This is a genomic window from Chitinimonas naiadis (genome assembly GCF_054780835.1).
On record NZ_BAAGVO010000003.1, the window covers coordinates 70262 to 85176 of the forward strand.

Here is a 14915-nt window from a genome sequence, read left to right on the forward strand (position 1 = left end):
TGTTGGCTAGAACACCACCCCGGCCCGCAAGATGATATTTGCGTACGGCGAACACTCACCTGTTCGCACCACGGCCCGTGCCGATCGCGTCAACTGCTTGAAATCCTCGTGCGACATGGCTTCCACCGGCGTCTTGCCCAGCAGGGTTGGTATCCGTGCTGCGACCGTCGGATTGCGATCCTTCAGTTCGCTGGCCACCACCGCACTTTCTACCTGCATCTCGCTCAACACCACCTCCAGCACCTCCATAAAACGCGGTAGATCACGGGTGATGGCCAGATCGATACGTTGCGGCCCGGCCGGGATAGGCAGGCCAGCATCGCCGATCACCAGCATGTCGCCATGGCCCAGTGTGGCGATAACTTCCGATAAGGCGCTATTGAGCAAGGTGGTACGTTTCATGGGGTTTGCTCCAGCCAGGTGGCCTGATAAGGGTAGGCAGCCAGTTCATGCCGATAGGGCAGGGCGGGCTGGGCGCCGGGGCGGGTCACGCTTACCGCTGCGGCGCACATGCCCAGCTGGGCAGCCTGGTCCAGCGACAGTCCCTCTGCCAGCCCCGTTGCCAGGCCGCCGATAAAGGTATCGCCGGCTGCCGTGGTGTCCACGGCCTGTACCTGCAAGGCTGGCCAATGCCGTATGCCCAGGGTGTCGGCAATCAGCACCCCCTGCGCGCCCAGCGTGATCAGCACATGCTCGCAGCCCATGTCGCGCAACTGGCGAGCAGCCATGGCGGCGCTGGCGAGGTCGATCACCGGTACGCCTGTCAGCAGGCTGGCCTCGGTCTCGTTGGGGACCAGATAGCTGACCTTGGCCAGCAAGTCGGCCGGCAAGGCCCTAGCGGGGGCCGGGTTAAGCAGCACCGGCACGCCCCGGGCATGCGCATGGCCGATCGCGTACTGGTTGGTTTCCAGCGGGATTTCCAGCTGACAGATCAGCAGACTGGCCTGCTCGATCAGATCGGGTCGGGCTGCAATATCGGCCGGCTTGATGTGCAGGTTGGCGCCCTGCGCCAACACAATTCGGTTCTGTGCCGCGTCGTCCACCATGATCATGGCGACGCCGGTTTCCACCGTATCGAGCAGCTTCAGTTCCTGGGTATCCACACCGGCGTCCACCAGCGCGCCGTGCAAGGCCCGGCCGAAATCATCCTTGCCCAGCCGGCCCACCATAGAGGCGCGTGCACCGAGCTTGGCGCAGGCCATGGCCTGGTTGGCACCCTTGCCGCCGCCATAGGTATTGAACTGATGGCCGATCAGTGTCTCGCCGGCGTCGGGGACACGTGGCAGGCGCATGACCAGGTCCATGTTCAGGCTGCCCAGTACGCAGATCGTCTTGTGTTGAGGCTGGTTCATGATGTGGACTTCGCAGGTTGGTACGGTGCCGTGGATTGCCGCAGGCGGAGCTCGGCCTGCAGGATGCGACGGGCCGGCGTCTCTCGCCTGGCCTGGATACGTTCGAACAGCAGTTCGGTGGTCAATCGGCCCAGCTCGGCCTTTGGTTGGGCAACCGTGCTGAGCGGCGGGCTGCTGAAAGCCGCCAGCTCGATGTCGTCAAAGCCGATCACCGACAGGTCCTCCGGCACCCGCAGATTGGCCTCGTGCACGGCACACAGCACGCCGATGGCCATCAGGTCGTTGGCGACAAAGACCGCGCTGGGGCGGCTCGGCTCGGCAAGCAGGGCCTTCATTGCAGCGTAGCCGCCCTGGCTGGAAAAGTCGGCATGCAGCAGCGGGCAGTCACCCTTTTGCAAGTCTTCTTCCCGGCAGACTTGCTGCCAGCCGGCAATACGCTGGTCGCTCGGGGCCAGCCCCTGTGGGCCGGCAATGCAAGCGACGCGCCGGTGACCCAGTTCCGTCAAGTGGCGGGTGGCAAGGATGGCGCCGCTGGCATGGTCGACTTCCACCAGATCGCTGTCCACGCCTGCGATCTCGCGGTCTACCAGGACCAGGGGGCGGTTGAGCCCGGCCAGCAACTGGTGCAGGTCGGCGTCTTCGCCGGCGGTGACGACGATGATGCCGTCCACCCGCTTCTCCACCAATACCCGCAGATAGCTGGCCTGTTTGCTGGGCTCATCGTCCGTATTGCACAGGATCAGGTTGAAGCCGGCCGCGAAGCAGCGGGCCTCGATCTCGCGCAGCACTTCGGCGAAGTAGGGGTTGGAGCTATTGGGTAGCAGCATGCCGATCGTGTGCGTCACATCATGACGCAGGCTACGGGCGACGGCGCTGGGCACATAGGACAGCTCGCTGATCGCCGCTTCGATGCGCGCGCGTGCATCCGGGCTGACAAAGCGGGTGTTGTTGATCACGTGCGATACCGAACTGACCGATACCCCGGCCCGTTCCGCCACCTGTTTCATCGTGCTCATGCGCGGCGAGCCTGCCGACGGCTGCGATAACCATCAAGCACCACCGCCGCGATGATCACGCAGCCGGTGACGATGCGCTTGGCCGGATCGCTGGCGCCGATCTGCGCAAGGCCGGCTTCCAGCAGCGAGATGATCAGTACGCCGAAGAAGGTATTGACCACCGAACCGCGGCCACCCATCAGGCTGGTACCGCCGATCACCACGGCGGCGATGACCTGCAGTTCGATACCGGCGCCGGTATTGGGGTCGGCCGCTTCCAGGCGCGAGGTCTGGAATACGCCCGCCAGGCCAGCCAAGGCGCCGGTCAGCGCAAAGACCAGTACCTTGATCGGACGCGGATCGATGCCGGCGAGGCGCATGGCTTCCTCATTGGTGCCGATGCCGATCATGTAGCGACCCAGCACGGTCCGTGTCAGCAGCAACTGCCCGGCGATCACGATCAGGAAGGCCAGCATGAAGGCCGGTGAAATGCCGCCAACCAGCGGAGCGCTGAGCCAGTCGATGGCGCCACCGATGTACTGGGTGCGGGAGTTGGTGGCGAGGTAAGCACCGCCTCGGGCGATCTCCAGCATGCCCAGCGACACAATGAAGGTGGGCAGGCGCCAGGCAACGCTGACACTGCCGGTCAGGGCACCGCACAGCAGGCCCACCAGGATGGCCAGCAGCATGGCCGGCAGCAGCGGCCAGCCCCACTGGGTCATCGCAATGCCGACCGTGGCGCCCGCCAAGGCCATCACCGAACCCACCGAGAGATCGATGCCGGCGATGATCAAGACAAAGGTCATGCCGACGGCCATGACCGCAATGGCCGGAATATCGTTGGCAATGGTGATGAAGGTACTGGCGGTCAGGAAGTATTCGCTGAGCGTGCCAAACAGCACGATCATGGCCGCGATGGCCAGGACGAAGCCGATATAGCTGCCGAAGGTGGCGCGTAGCCAGTTGGGTTTGGAGTTTGTCATCGTGTCAGTTCATCGCTGTGGGTTCATCGTCCGCCGGGCTCAGTGCCGGGCGGCGGCCTGTGGGTCGCGGTAGCCGCTGAAGGCCGCATCCAGCAGCGCTTGCTGGGTCCATTCGCCGCGGCGGAAATCACCAGCCAGGCGGCCGGCACTCATCACCACGATACGGTCGCAGATCTGCATCAGCTCCCGCAGATCGCTCGATACCACGAGCAAGCCCTTGCCGGCGTCTGCTTCCAGCGCCATGCGCTGGTAAATGTCCTCGCGCGCGCCGATATCTACGCCACGGGTCGGTTCATCGAGCAGCAGCACCCGACAGTCGCGATGCAGCCAGCGGGCCAGCACAACCTTCTGCTGATTGCCGCCAGAGAGCTCGCCGACAGCCTGGCGCGGGGACTGGCAGCGTACGCCCAGCTCGTCGATATAACGGTTGGCGATGCTTTCTTCCGCCGCGCCGCGCAGCCAGCCGCGGCGAGATACCGAACGCAGGTGTGCCAGGGTAGTGTTGAGGGCGATGGGCAATCCCAGCAGCAGACCTTCGCGCTTGCGATCCTCGGTGATCAGGCCGATACCCTGGGCGATCGCCTGGCGGGGCGAGGCGATCCGGCTTGGCGTATTGCTACCGTTCAGGTAGATCTGCCCGCTGTCCTTGCGATCGGCACCAAAGATCAGCCGTAGCAGTTCGGTCCGACCAGCGCCGACCAGGCCGGCCACGCCGACGATCTCGCCGGCATGTACGCTCAGCGTCACGTCCCGCACGGCGGTACCACGACCCAGTTTTTCGACGCGAAGCACCGGCGCACCAGCCTGGCTCTGGCGGGCCAGGCCTTCCTGTACATCGCGGCCGACCATGCGGCGGACGATATCGTCCTGGCTCAGGGCCGACATCGCCTGGGTATCGATATGGCGACCGTCGCGCAGTACGGTCACCCGGTCGGCGATGCGTTGCAGTTCATCGAGCCGATGCGAGATATAGATCAAGCCCACGCCACGGGCTTTGAGCAGGGCAATCTGTTCGAACAGCCGCTCCACCTCGCGGTCGGTCAGCATGGCGGTGGGTTCGTCGAGGATCAGCAGCTTGCAGTCACCCACCAGATTGCGGGCGATTTCCACCATCTGCTGATGGCCGACACCCAACTCGCCGACCAGTGTGTCGGGGCTGATGTCGGTCAGGCCTATCGCGGCCATCTGTCCTGCTGCCAGCGTGTTCAGTTCGCGACGGCGGATCAGGCCCAGGCTGGCCGGCAGGCGGTCCAGCAGCAGGTTCTCCGCCACTGTCAGGGTCGGGATCAAGCTCAGTTCCTGCATCACCATGCGCACGCCCAGTCCCTCGGCGGCGGTGCGCGAGACGGGGGCGTAGGGCAGGCCGTTGAGCTGCATCTGGCCATGGGTGGGATCGACCAGGCCGGCGATGATCTTGGATAGCGTGCTCTTGCCGGCACCATTCTCACCGGTCAGGGCGAGTACTTCGCCCGCTGCCAGTTCCAGGTCGACATCGGCCAGTACGGGGGTGACATAGGTCTTGCCCATGCCGCGCAACTGCAGCAGGGGAGGAGTTGGGGTCGCCATGTGGACTCCGGGTATGCGACGTAGGACCTGGGAACGTGCCAGGCACGCTCCCAGGTGGGCTGTTAGGCCATCTTTCTTTGCGACTTACTTGGTGACCAGGGTGACCTGGGTTTCGACCGTCTTGGGCAGGTTGGCCTGTGCGGTCTTGGCGGCCAGCGACTTCAGCGCCAGTTCGATGCCGAACACGGCCTGCTTGGCGGCGTACTGGTCCACGGTGGCCAGAACACGGCCATCAGCCAGCATGGGCTTGATGGCGGAGATGTTGTCGTAGCCGATGACCTTCACCTTGCCGGTCTTGCCAGCCGACTTGATCGCCGACACGGCACCCAGGGCCATATTGTCGTTACCGGCCAGCAAGGCCTTCAGTTCCGGATTTTCACGCAGCATGGCGGCGGCGACGGTATTGCCCTTGTCGATTTCCCACGAGCCGGACTGCACGCCGACCACGGTGACACCAGCGGCCTTCATCGCGTCCTGGAAGCCAGCGGTACGGTCCTGGGCGTTCTGGGTGGTGGAGACACCTTCGATGATGCCGACCTTGTCGCCGGACTTCAGTTGCTTGGCAAGATAGTCGCCAGCCAGCTTGGCGCCAGCGCGGTTGCTCGGGCCGATGAAGGGGACGTTGATCTTCTTCTCGGTCAGCACGGCATCGGCCAGCTTGTTGTCGATATTGATGACCAGGATGCCCTTGTCGATGGCCTGCTTCACCACCGGCACCAAAGCCTTGGAGTCGGCCGGGGCGATCACGATGGCGTCGACATGGTTGGCGATCATCTGTTCGACGATCTTGATCTGGTTGGCGGTATCGGTTTCGTCCTTGATGCCGTTGGCGATCAGGTCGTAGCTTGCCGCGTTCTGCTTCTGGTGGGCGCGCGCACCGTCTTCCATGGTCTGGAAGAACTCATTGGCCAGCGACTTCATCACCAGCGCGACCTTGGGCTTGGGAGCGGCCAGTGCCTCGACCGAGGGGAACGCGAACAGGGCAGCCGAGAGGGCCAGCAGCTTGAACGTGGTGCGGCGTTGGTTCATGTCTCATGTCTCCGTTGGATTTGTCTGCGAACTCGATGGCGCATTGGTTGGCAACCGATTGCGCAATCGTTTGCGCGGCATAGTGTGGTGAGGCCGAATAGGCTTGTCAATTCAGCGCCAGCCCTTTTGCAGACTGCCTCTGCGGGAAATGAGGCACTTGTTGCGGTGCAATATTGGTGCAGATTGTGGCGGGTCGCGGCTTGCCGCGGTTTCTTGCTGCGCTGCGACGATGGTGGGGTGCGGTTCACTTTTCTGTAGTTTTGTCGGATTCCACTACAAAACCGAACCGGATTTCCTCCAGACCCGCTTTCTTGAGCGCATCTCGCTGGTCCCAATCAGGACGCACATCGACCAATAGGCTGCCATGGTGTGAGAGGCGTGCTCCGACGGTGGTCGCCGGTCACCGGCAGTCAGGACACCCTGCCAAGCTGTCCCGCTGAGTGTCGGTCGTGCATTCGACGGACCACGACGAGGTTCGCGTCTGATCGCACCACCGCCAAACGATCGCAAATGATAAAGGCGCCAATAAGGCGCCTTTGCTGTTGGCCGGTCCGGTTGACTGTTTTTTAGGCGACTCGGGAAAGTGCCTTGCAAATCCGGGGCTAAGCGTGGCTATACAGGCCCATTCACCGACTTATGCACAGACTCTGTGCACAGTCGGCATGCTCATTGTTTCATCGCGTGGTGTCATTGCGGCCGTGGGTCAGGCCTGGTGCAGGCGTTTTAACGCCAATACCTGTTCATGCAAGGCCACCGTGGCGGTCTGGTCCGCAACCACGCCCTGCATGATGCGATCGGTGATGTCCGTCAGCTTGCTGCTGGCGTCGGAAATTTCGTTGGAAAAACGGCTCTGCTGAGTGAGCGATTGCGAGATGCTGCTGGTCGAGTCGCTGACCGAACTGGCTGCCTCGCCGATCTTGTTGAGACAGGCGCCGGACGCTGCCGACAACTGCTTCACTTCCAGCACGATGCTGTTGGTCTCCAGCAGCGATTGCTTGGCGCGTGCGGTGACTTCCGTCAGCCCAGCCATCATGCCGTTGATATCCTTGGTCACGTTCTGTACCCGCGAGGCGAGTATCCGTACCTCGTCGGCGACGACCGCAAAGCCGCGGCCCTGTTCGCCGGCCCGGGCCGCCTCGATCGCGGCATTCAGCGCCAGCAGGTTGGTCTGCTTGGCGACGTCTTCGATCACATTCAAGGATTGGCCGATCTCGCGAGTGGACTCGAACAGGCTGCCCAACTCATTCCCCATCAAGGTCACCCGTTGGTCCAGCTCGGTAATCCGTGCATCGGCATCCCCGGTCAGGCGGGCGCCTTCGCTGGCAGCGGTGCGGGAGTGCTGGCTCAGGGCAACTGTCTGGGCGGCGAAACCCGCTGCGCTATGGGCTTCCGCCGCCAGCCGCTCGATCGCATCGCGAATCTGCTTGGTCTGCTGTTGCTGGCTGCTGATCGCACCTTGTGCGAGCCCGACGGATTTTTTCATGGCGGCGCTGGCTTCCTCCACCGTCGCCAGCGTGGCCTGGCTCTGCTTCATGTCCAGGCCCGCATCCACCGGCGTCGTTGCGATGCGCCGCCGCGCCGTATCCAGTTCTTGCTTGAGCGACCAGGCGTAAGCGCCCAGGGCGAGGGCGGCGATCAGTGCCAGGATAAGGAAGATGGCCAACAGGGACATGCGGAACTCCGGTGGAGGTGGGGGCTGGCAGAAGCGGCTCAGACCAGAGGCAACTTGCTGGCTGAGCACGGTGGTGCTGACGTGGCCCCAATATAGGGTTTATGCAGCACGGAAGATAGCTTGTCCTGCTCGCCGCATGCTGGGCGCTAGGTATCACGCCAGGTCGCAGGCATGCTTGATGCTGTTGCCTACACTACGGCAAATCCACAGGTCATGCCGACCAACCACGCCGGCGCGGCAATCCACCTCAAGCCTGTTGTCCTGCGACGACCGGCGCCCAGGCACGGTTTTCTGCCGGTGTCATCCGATTTCGTAATGCACGTTTGAGCCAGTCGCAAAGGGGGTGATCAGGATGACCATCAGCCCGGTCAGTGTCGCAATGAACATGACCCGTTCAAGTGGCGTCCAATACCCGGGACATAGAGCGGCCAGGAGGCAGAACATGGGGTAATGAAGTGCGTACAGCGGAAAGGTGAGGGAACCGAGCCAATGCGCGAATCCTGCCATGCGTTCGAGTGGCCGGAAGCCGTCCTGCATGAGGGCCTGGGCGGCAAACAGGTGTATCGCAAAGGCCGAGGCAATGTAGTAGTCGTAGACGATATCCCGATTGAAGGGCGCTCTTCCCCAGGGCAGCCATAGCCAACTGCCGGCCTGCGGCAGATACCGCTGGAGGAGAGGAGAGAGCACGATGAGCAAGGCTGAGCCTATCAACAGCACCTGTGCCCGCATCTTGGAACGCAGTGCAGGTACCCGAAGGCGATAGAGCGCGAAGCCCAGTAGCCAGAGTGGCAACATGGCGGTGATGGTTCGGCCGGCCAGCATCAGGATGATGAGGGTTGCGGGAATCCAGACGATGCGTTTGCTGAACAGGGCCAGACCGGCCAGCAGGTAGTAGGTGGCCTCAAAACTCAGCGACCAGAACGGGCCATTGGTGCCGGGAGAGATGCCGTTGAAGCCGAATATCTGATACTCATTGACCAGAAAGAAGGCCGAGAGATATCCGGCCCAGCTTTCCGGTTTCCACAGCACTTTCTGATTGGCATAGAAGTCGGGATTGAGCGCCATGCCGGCCATATCCAGCGCAAAGGTCAGCGGCAATGCGATCAGCACAACGGAATACAACCGGGAGAGACGGCTCTTGTAATAGGCTTTCGGCGTGTCCTCCCTATGTGCCACCACATAGGAAATGATGTAGCCCGAAAGTACGAAGAATAGGGTGACCGCTGCACTGCCGAAATAATCCAATGGCCACCAGAGCAAATTGTCGGTGAAAGGCCGGGATGACAGGTGAGCCAGGAAGACGGCCAAGGCAGCAATGAATCGGATGATGTCCAGATAGGCGGAATAAGTACGACTCATGACCGGTTTTGAATGGATTTATATTAATTTATGAAAATTTAATTTTTTTATTATGTATAAGACTGTAATGGCGTCCTATTGCTTTGCATCGGGCCAGCCAGGCGGGCAATCAGCGAGAGACGTGCCTTGCAACGATTATGTCGCGCGCTTGCCACCACACGGGCTATCTGGGTCGAATGCGCAATGACAAGCGATGGATGGCCGGGCGCGAATCCTGGCCAGATGGCAACGCTGGTTGAGCCACCCGGTCAGCGCTGGCTGGCGCAGCCTAGTACCGAGTCGAGCATCGCCTTGAACATCGGTGAGCGGGGGCGCCCGCGGCACGCCACGCAGCTGGTGCCGTCGTTTACACTCCCGCCCTCACTTGATCACCATCCATCGCCCATGCGTGTCCCCCACCTGCTGCGTACCACCTTCGCCCTGTTGTGCCTGTTTGCCGCTGCCCTGGCGGACGATACGCTGCCGCCATACACACTGCCTGGTACCGAGGTGCTGGCAACGCCGTTCACGGCAGCAGGGCGCGACTACGAAGTCTTTGTCTCGCTGCCGGCAGGCTATCAGCCGGGCCGACGCTACCCGGTGCTCTACCTGACCGATGCCAACTACAGCTTCCCCTTGGTGCGTTCGATCAGCAGCAGTATCACCAAGCACGGGCCAGGCTTGGAGCCTTTCATTCTGGTTGGCCTCTCCTACGCCAAGGACGATAGCCCGATGGACAGCCGGCGACGCGATTACACGCCCAGCGATGGCAGCCGCAGCGGCGACCAACTGGCGGGCAAACACTATGGTGAAGCGGCGGCCTATCTGAACTTCCTCAAGACGGTCGTATTTCCGCAGGTCGAGCAGCACTATGGCGGTGACCCTGCGCGACGTATCTTCGCCGGACACTCTTTCGGTGGGCTGCTGGGCCTCACCGCCCTGTTCCGCGAACCGACCTTGTTCAGCCATTACATCATCGGCAGCCCATCACTGTGGTTCGATGACCACGAGCTGTTCCGGCTGGAACGGCAATACGCAGCCAGCCACCGTAGCCTGCCGGCCAAGGTGCGGTTGTATATGGGCAGCTTCGAGGCGCCCGGCAAAGGCCCGCGCTTCGACAAGGAGGGCGAGATGGTGGGGGATATGCGCCGGTTTGTGCGCCAGATGCAAAGCCATCGCTACACCGGGTTGGATGTGGCCGGCAAGGTATTTGAGGAGGAGGACCACAGCACGGTCTACCCGCTGCTGATTACGCGCGGCCTGCTGTGGGCGCTGCCCAAGGAACGCTGAGCCGGACCGAAAAATAAGACAATCACCGCCGAGCAAGACAACTTCCGCGATCGATTGGTTGATTGTTGCCCTGGTATGGAATGGTTCGAAATGAAAAAGCCCCGACAGCGTCAGGGCTTTTTTAATGACATGTTCTGGCGGAAGCGGTGAGATTCGAACTCACGGACGCCTTGCGACGTCGGCGGTTTTCAAGACCGCTGCCTTAAACCACTCGGCCACGCTTCCCTTGGGGAGTACCGGTGGGGCAGGCCCTTCACCGGGTGATTATCGCTTTCAGCGCGATAAATCAGGCCGGCATGCTACCGCAAGCGGCCGCGTTTGACCATTCCCTGCGGGGCTTGAAACTTTATGGCTTTGCCGTAATCTGATGGGCGAGGACAGTCGAACACCGGTTCGGCCAGTTCCGGAATGACTTGCACCACGAGGAGCCAAACATGCAATTCCCAGGACAGACCACGACTTACGAGCAGGGGTATGACCTTGCCGCCAGCCGCAACAAGGTACTGCGCAACACCTACATGTTGCTGGCCTTATCGATGATCCCGACCGCACTGGGTGCGATGGCGGGTGTCTCAATGCACTTCATGCTGCGTGGCTGGATGGGCCTGATCCTGTTCCTGGGCGTGAGCTTCGGTGCCTTCTACGGCATAGAGAAGACCAAGAACAGCCCGATGGGCGTGGTGTTACTGCTGGCTTATACCGGCTTCATGGGCCTGTGGCTGTCGCAGTACCTGCAAGTCGCGCTACGTTTCTCCAATGGCGGGCAAATGATCGCGATGGCGGCCGGCGGTACGGCGGCGATCTTCTTCACACTGGCAACGATTGCGACCGTGACCAAGAAGGATTTCTCCTTCATGGGCAAGTTTCTGTTCGTGGGCCTTGTGCTGATGATCATCGCCGCGCTGGCGAATGTATTCCTGGCGATCCCGGCGTTGTCGCTGACGATCTCGGTGGTCGCAACCCTTATCTTCTCCGCCTACATCCTCTACGATGTCAGCCAGATTGTGAATGGTGGTCAGACCAACTACATCACCGCCACGCTGCAGCTGTACCTGGATATCTACAACGTATTCATCAGCTTGCTGAACCTGTTGATGGCCTTCAGTGGCGATCGCGATTGAGCGCGGTAAGCAACCGGTGAAAACGCCCCGCCAGTCGGGGCGTTTTTCATGCACTAGCCACACAGCAAGGCATCAGGCTGGCATTCAGGTTGGCGGCCGGCTATGCTTGGCCCCATCTTGATCCTGAGCCCTATCCCGCCATGAAATCTGCTTTGCCATCCCAGTCCCTCGAACAACTGTTCCTGAATGCCCGGACCTATAGCAGCTTCAGTGACAAGCCGGTCGACGATGCAACGATCCATGCGCTGTACGACTTGCTAAAATGGGGCCCGACCAGTGCCAATGCCTCGCCGGCCCGCTTTGTATTCGTGAAGTCCGCCGATGCCAAGGCCAAGCTGGACCCCGCGCTGTCGGAAGGCAACCGTGCCAAGACGCTGAAGGCACCACTGACGGTGATTGTTGGCCACGACCTGGCCTTCTACGATCAACTGGCGACCTTGTTTCCGCATACCGATGCCAAGGCCTGGTTTACCGGCAATGAAGCCCTGATCCAGACCACGGCTTTCCGCAACGGCACCCTGCAAGGCGCCTACCTGATGTTGGCCGCGCGTGCGCTCGGGCTCGACTGTGGCCCCATGTCCGGTTTCGACAATGCCAAGGTGGATGAGGCGTTCTTTGCCGGCACCACGATCAAGTCCAATTTCCTGATCAATGTCGGGTACGGTGCCGATGATGGTCTCTATGCTCGTAACCCGCGTCTGGATTTTGCAGCCGCCTGCCGTATTGAATGATGATCGAGTGAGATAGGCGCGACGCCACGATGGCCGAGAACACCAAACCGCAGTGGGATATCTGGAAGGAACTGGATGAGTTGCGCCAGCGCCATAAGGAACTCGCGCCCATGTTCGCCCGGGTTGGCGTAGCGCCTGAGTTTGCCCAGATGATCAACAATCTGCGCCTGGACGTGCAGCGCCGACCGCCTTCACCGCCCATCAATACCAATGAGCGTGACAAGGATGCGCAGGCGCAGGAGGAGTACAAACGCGCGTTCGCCTCCCATTACGAAGAGGTGTTCTTCAAGGTTGAAAGCTGCCTGCGCATGCCTTGGCCACCCGAGGCGCAGTACCTCGTGCCGGGCATACACGAGGAGCTCAACAACCTGCGCCGGGCGCTGGTCAAGAACCCGCTGGTGTCGCCCTCGCTGGAGAAGCTGGATGTCCTGATCGACGAGTACGCCGATCTGGAAAAGATGGATGAACGCCTGGATCGTGCCGCCATCGAGGTCCGCAAAGGGCAGTTGATCGAGATACTGGGCTTTCCGCTGATCGTTCGCCGCCAATTGGCCCACCCTGAGTGGGAGCTGCTGCCTGCGTTGGCGAGCGATAGCTACCGGGAACTGCTCAGCAGCAAGATCGAGAACTACCGGGCCAGTGGCTGGCTGCAGTCCAAGCTGTATGACAAGTGGTACCTGGCGCTGGAATTCGATGCGATCTGGGCTCGCCTCAAGCGCGATGCCAATGACCGGGAGCGCATCATCAGCCAGCTCAAGCTCAACTGGCCCAAACTCGGCAACTGGGCGCCCGATTTCCCGCATGCCGATCTGGTCTGGTATCTGTTGCTGGTGCTGTTCTGCGTGATCTCCCTGTTCATGGAGTGGTGGTGGGTGGCGGGTGGCCTGCTGGTCTGGCTGCAGTTGTCGGTCATCATCGAGAAGCATCATGCCCAGCTGGTGATCAAGCGGCGGCAGGCGCTGTTGCTGGAGTGCGGTCGGTTCAAGCGCATTCGCGACCAGATATCGGCTGGCAAGTTCGATCCCAGCACGGTGCTGAGGCAACTCAAGCAGTTCAATTTCCGTCACTATGTCTCGGACCAGGGATTGCAGTTGCTGCAGTCCATGTCCATTGTGGGTGGCTTCTGAGCGCAGTCCCCTGGGCTTAGTGTATTTTTAACGCTCGATAGCGCTCGCTTAGGCTGGTTTTAACTGGTACTGGTGACAGTGGCCGTCTAAAGTGAGGCTGCAACAATCCCCTAGGGACCAGGATGAGACCGTCCGTATTGATACCCTTTCTAGCGCTCGCCACCGTGGCGGTTGCCGCCCAGGAATCGCCGCGCTTCACCATCAAGCAGTACCGGGTTGAGGGCAATACTGTCCTGCCGGAGGCGCGTATTCAGGCCGTGCTGGCCCCTTACACGGGCGAGCAGCGTGACTTTGCCGATGTCCAGCACGCCCTTGAGGCCCTGGAGAATCTCTACCGGCAAGCCGGCTTTGGCGCCTTGCAGGTCTACCTGCCCGAGCAGGAACTGAAGCAGGGCGTAGTTGAGATCAAGGTGATCGAGCCTAGGCTGGGGCAAGTGCGGATAGAGGGTAACCAGTATTTTGGCGAGAACAACGTGCGTCATGCCCTGCCTGCATTGCAACCTGGCTCGGTGCCCAATACCGGTCGCATGGCGGATAACCTGCGCCTGGCGAACGAGAGCCCCTCGCGTCGTCTCGCGGTTACCTTGCAGGCGGCACAGGCCCCTCAGACCGTCGATGCCGTGGTCAAGGTGACCGATGAGAAACCCTGGCGCGCGTTCAGCAGCCTGGACAACTCCGGCAGCGAGGAAACGGGTCAGACCCGTCTCTCCTTGGGCGTGCAGCACGCCAACCTGTTTGATCGTGACCATGTCTTTACCGCCCAGTTCACTACCTCGCCGGAGAAGCCCGACAAGGTCCGGATCTTTGGTCTGGGTTACAAGCTGCCGCTTTACGATGCAGGCGACAGCCTGAGTTTCTTTGCCGGCTATTCCAGTGTCGAATCCGGCGCCTTGCAAGGTTTGTTCAACGTCAGTGGCAAGGGCAAGGTTGCAGGTGGCCGCTACAACCAGGCCTTGTCCACTCTGGGCGCCTACCAGCAGAAGTTGGCCTGGGGGCTGGATTGGCGACGTTTTGATACCGATACCGCTTTCGCCGGCAGTCAATTGCCCGCCAGCAGTTATACCCTGCGCCCCGTTAGCCTGGCCTATCAGGCGCAGTGGCAGGACAGTCGATGGTCAACCGATTGGAATGCCAGCCTTGCTCACAATCTGCCTACCGGCGAGGACCTAGCCAGGGTGTCGGGCCGTACGGTGGCCAAGGATCGCTATACCGTCGCCCGTCTGGGCGGCAATGTGTATTACAGCCTGCCAGTAGACTGGATGACGCATCTGTCGCTCAACGCGCAGCTCACGAGTGATGCCCTACCGCCGGCCGAGCAATTTGGCCTCGGTGGTGCCAATACCCTGCGTGGCTATGGCGAGCGTGTGCTGGCGGATGACGAGGGGGTGCTGGGCAGCCTGGAAGCCTATTCGCCCGACGTCGCCCAGGGGCTCGTCGGCGGCGACTGGCTGCTGCGAGGCGTAGCCTTCGTCGATTGGGGCCATATCAGCCGGAACCGGGCCTTGCCGGGTGAACAATCCAGTACCTCGCTCGCGGGGGCCGGTCTGGGCTTGCGGCTGGGCTGGGGCAAGCGGGCCTCGCTCAAGCTGGATGTCGCACAAGCTTTGAAGGACGGTGGCGGCGAGAGCAAGCATGATACCCGGGTCCATTTCTCGGCCACAGTGTCCTATTGATCTGATGCAAGCTGAAAGTCGGGTGGACTTGCCACCCA

At 61.5% G+C, this 14915-nt stretch carries 13 protein-coding genes and 1 tRNA gene; 5 read left to right on the forward strand and 9 right to left on the reverse strand.

Annotated elements, in window-relative coordinates; all coding sequences use genetic code 11:
* Positions 1-6: 6 nt before the first annotated feature.
* The 8 genes from rbsD to ACYVHK_RS05670 form a co-directional block, all read right to left on the reverse strand.
* Positions 7-402 carry a D-ribose pyranase gene (gene rbsD / locus ACYVHK_RS05635; protein ID WP_460528499.1) on the reverse strand — a complete coding sequence of 132 codons (396 nt, stop codon included), beginning with the start codon at positions 400-402 and terminating at the stop codon, positions 7-9.
* Positions 399-1352 (reverse strand): ribokinase, encoded by a 954-nt coding sequence (gene rbsK, locus ACYVHK_RS05640; RefSeq protein ID WP_460528501.1) that lies wholly within the window; start codon positions 1350-1352, stop codon positions 399-401. The genes rbsD and rbsK overlap by 4 nt, the downstream gene beginning before the upstream one ends.
* A complete protein-coding gene (locus tag ACYVHK_RS05645; protein ID WP_460528503.1) occupies positions 1349-2368 on the reverse strand; it encodes a LacI family DNA-binding transcriptional regulator in 1020 nt (339 codons plus the stop codon). The genes rbsK and ACYVHK_RS05645 overlap by 4 nt, the downstream gene beginning before the upstream one ends.
* Entirely contained in the window at positions 2365-3330 is a 966-nt protein-coding gene (locus tag ACYVHK_RS05650) for an ABC transporter permease (protein WP_460528505.1), read from the reverse strand. Before ACYVHK_RS05650 ends, ACYVHK_RS05645 begins: the two co-directional genes overlap by 4 nt.
* A 39-nt stretch (positions 3331-3369) precedes the next feature.
* Entirely contained in the window at positions 3370-4896 is a 1527-nt protein-coding gene (locus ACYVHK_RS05655; protein ID WP_460528507.1) for a sugar ABC transporter ATP-binding protein, read from the reverse strand.
* 84 nt (positions 4897-4980) lie between these two features.
* The gene (locus tag ACYVHK_RS05660) at positions 4981-5925 is read right to left on the reverse strand and encodes a sugar ABC transporter substrate-binding protein (RefSeq protein WP_460528509.1); all 945 of its coding nucleotides are present in this window, start codon (positions 5923-5925) and stop codon (positions 4981-4983) included.
* A gap of 703 nt (positions 5926-6628) precedes the next feature.
* Positions 6629-7597, reverse strand: a complete 969-nt coding sequence (locus ACYVHK_RS05665; RefSeq protein ID WP_460528511.1) for a methyl-accepting chemotaxis protein — start codon at positions 7595-7597, stop codon at positions 6629-6631.
* Between the two features lie 300 nt (positions 7598-7897).
* Positions 7898-8956 (reverse strand): acyltransferase family protein, encoded by a 1059-nt coding sequence (locus ACYVHK_RS05670; protein ID WP_460528513.1) that lies wholly within the window; start codon positions 8954-8956, stop codon positions 7898-7900.
* Between the two features lie 222 nt (positions 8957-9178).
* Here ACYVHK_RS05670 and ACYVHK_RS05675 point away from each other — a divergent pair, with 222 nt between their 5' ends.
* On the forward strand, positions 9179-10225 hold the full coding sequence (locus tag ACYVHK_RS05675; protein WP_460528514.1) for an alpha/beta hydrolase: 1047 nt from the start codon (positions 9179-9181) through the stop codon (positions 10223-10225).
* A 135-nt stretch (positions 10226-10360) separates the two neighbouring features.
* On the opposite strand, the gene ACYVHK_RS05680 is transcribed toward ACYVHK_RS05675, so the two are convergent.
* Positions 10361-10450: transfer RNA gene (locus ACYVHK_RS05680), tRNA-Ser, on the reverse strand.
* 209 nt (positions 10451-10659) lie between these two features.
* Here ACYVHK_RS05680 and ACYVHK_RS05685 point away from each other — a divergent pair.
* The 4 genes from ACYVHK_RS05685 to ACYVHK_RS05700 all read left to right on the forward strand — a co-directional run bounded on the left by ACYVHK_RS05685 (position 10660) and on the right by ACYVHK_RS05700 (position 14877).
* Positions 10660-11346: a Bax inhibitor-1/YccA family protein gene (locus tag ACYVHK_RS05685; protein WP_460528516.1), complete on the forward strand. Its 687-nt coding sequence runs from the start codon at positions 10660-10662 to the stop codon at positions 11344-11346.
* Positions 11347-11498: 152 nt separating this feature from the next.
* Entirely contained in the window at positions 11499-12077 is a 579-nt protein-coding gene (locus ACYVHK_RS05690) for a malonic semialdehyde reductase (RefSeq protein ID WP_460528518.1), read from the forward strand.
* A 29-nt stretch (positions 12078-12106) separates the two neighbouring features.
* The gene (locus ACYVHK_RS05695) at positions 12107-13204 is read left to right on the forward strand and encodes a hypothetical protein (protein ID WP_460528520.1); all 1098 of its coding nucleotides are present in this window, start codon (positions 12107-12109) and stop codon (positions 13202-13204) included.
* Positions 13205-13341: 137 nt separating this feature from the next.
* Entirely contained in the window at positions 13342-14877 is a 1536-nt protein-coding gene (locus tag ACYVHK_RS05700; RefSeq protein WP_460528521.1) for a ShlB/FhaC/HecB family hemolysin secretion/activation protein, read from the forward strand.
* The last annotated feature ends 38 nt before the right edge of the window (positions 14878-14915 follow it).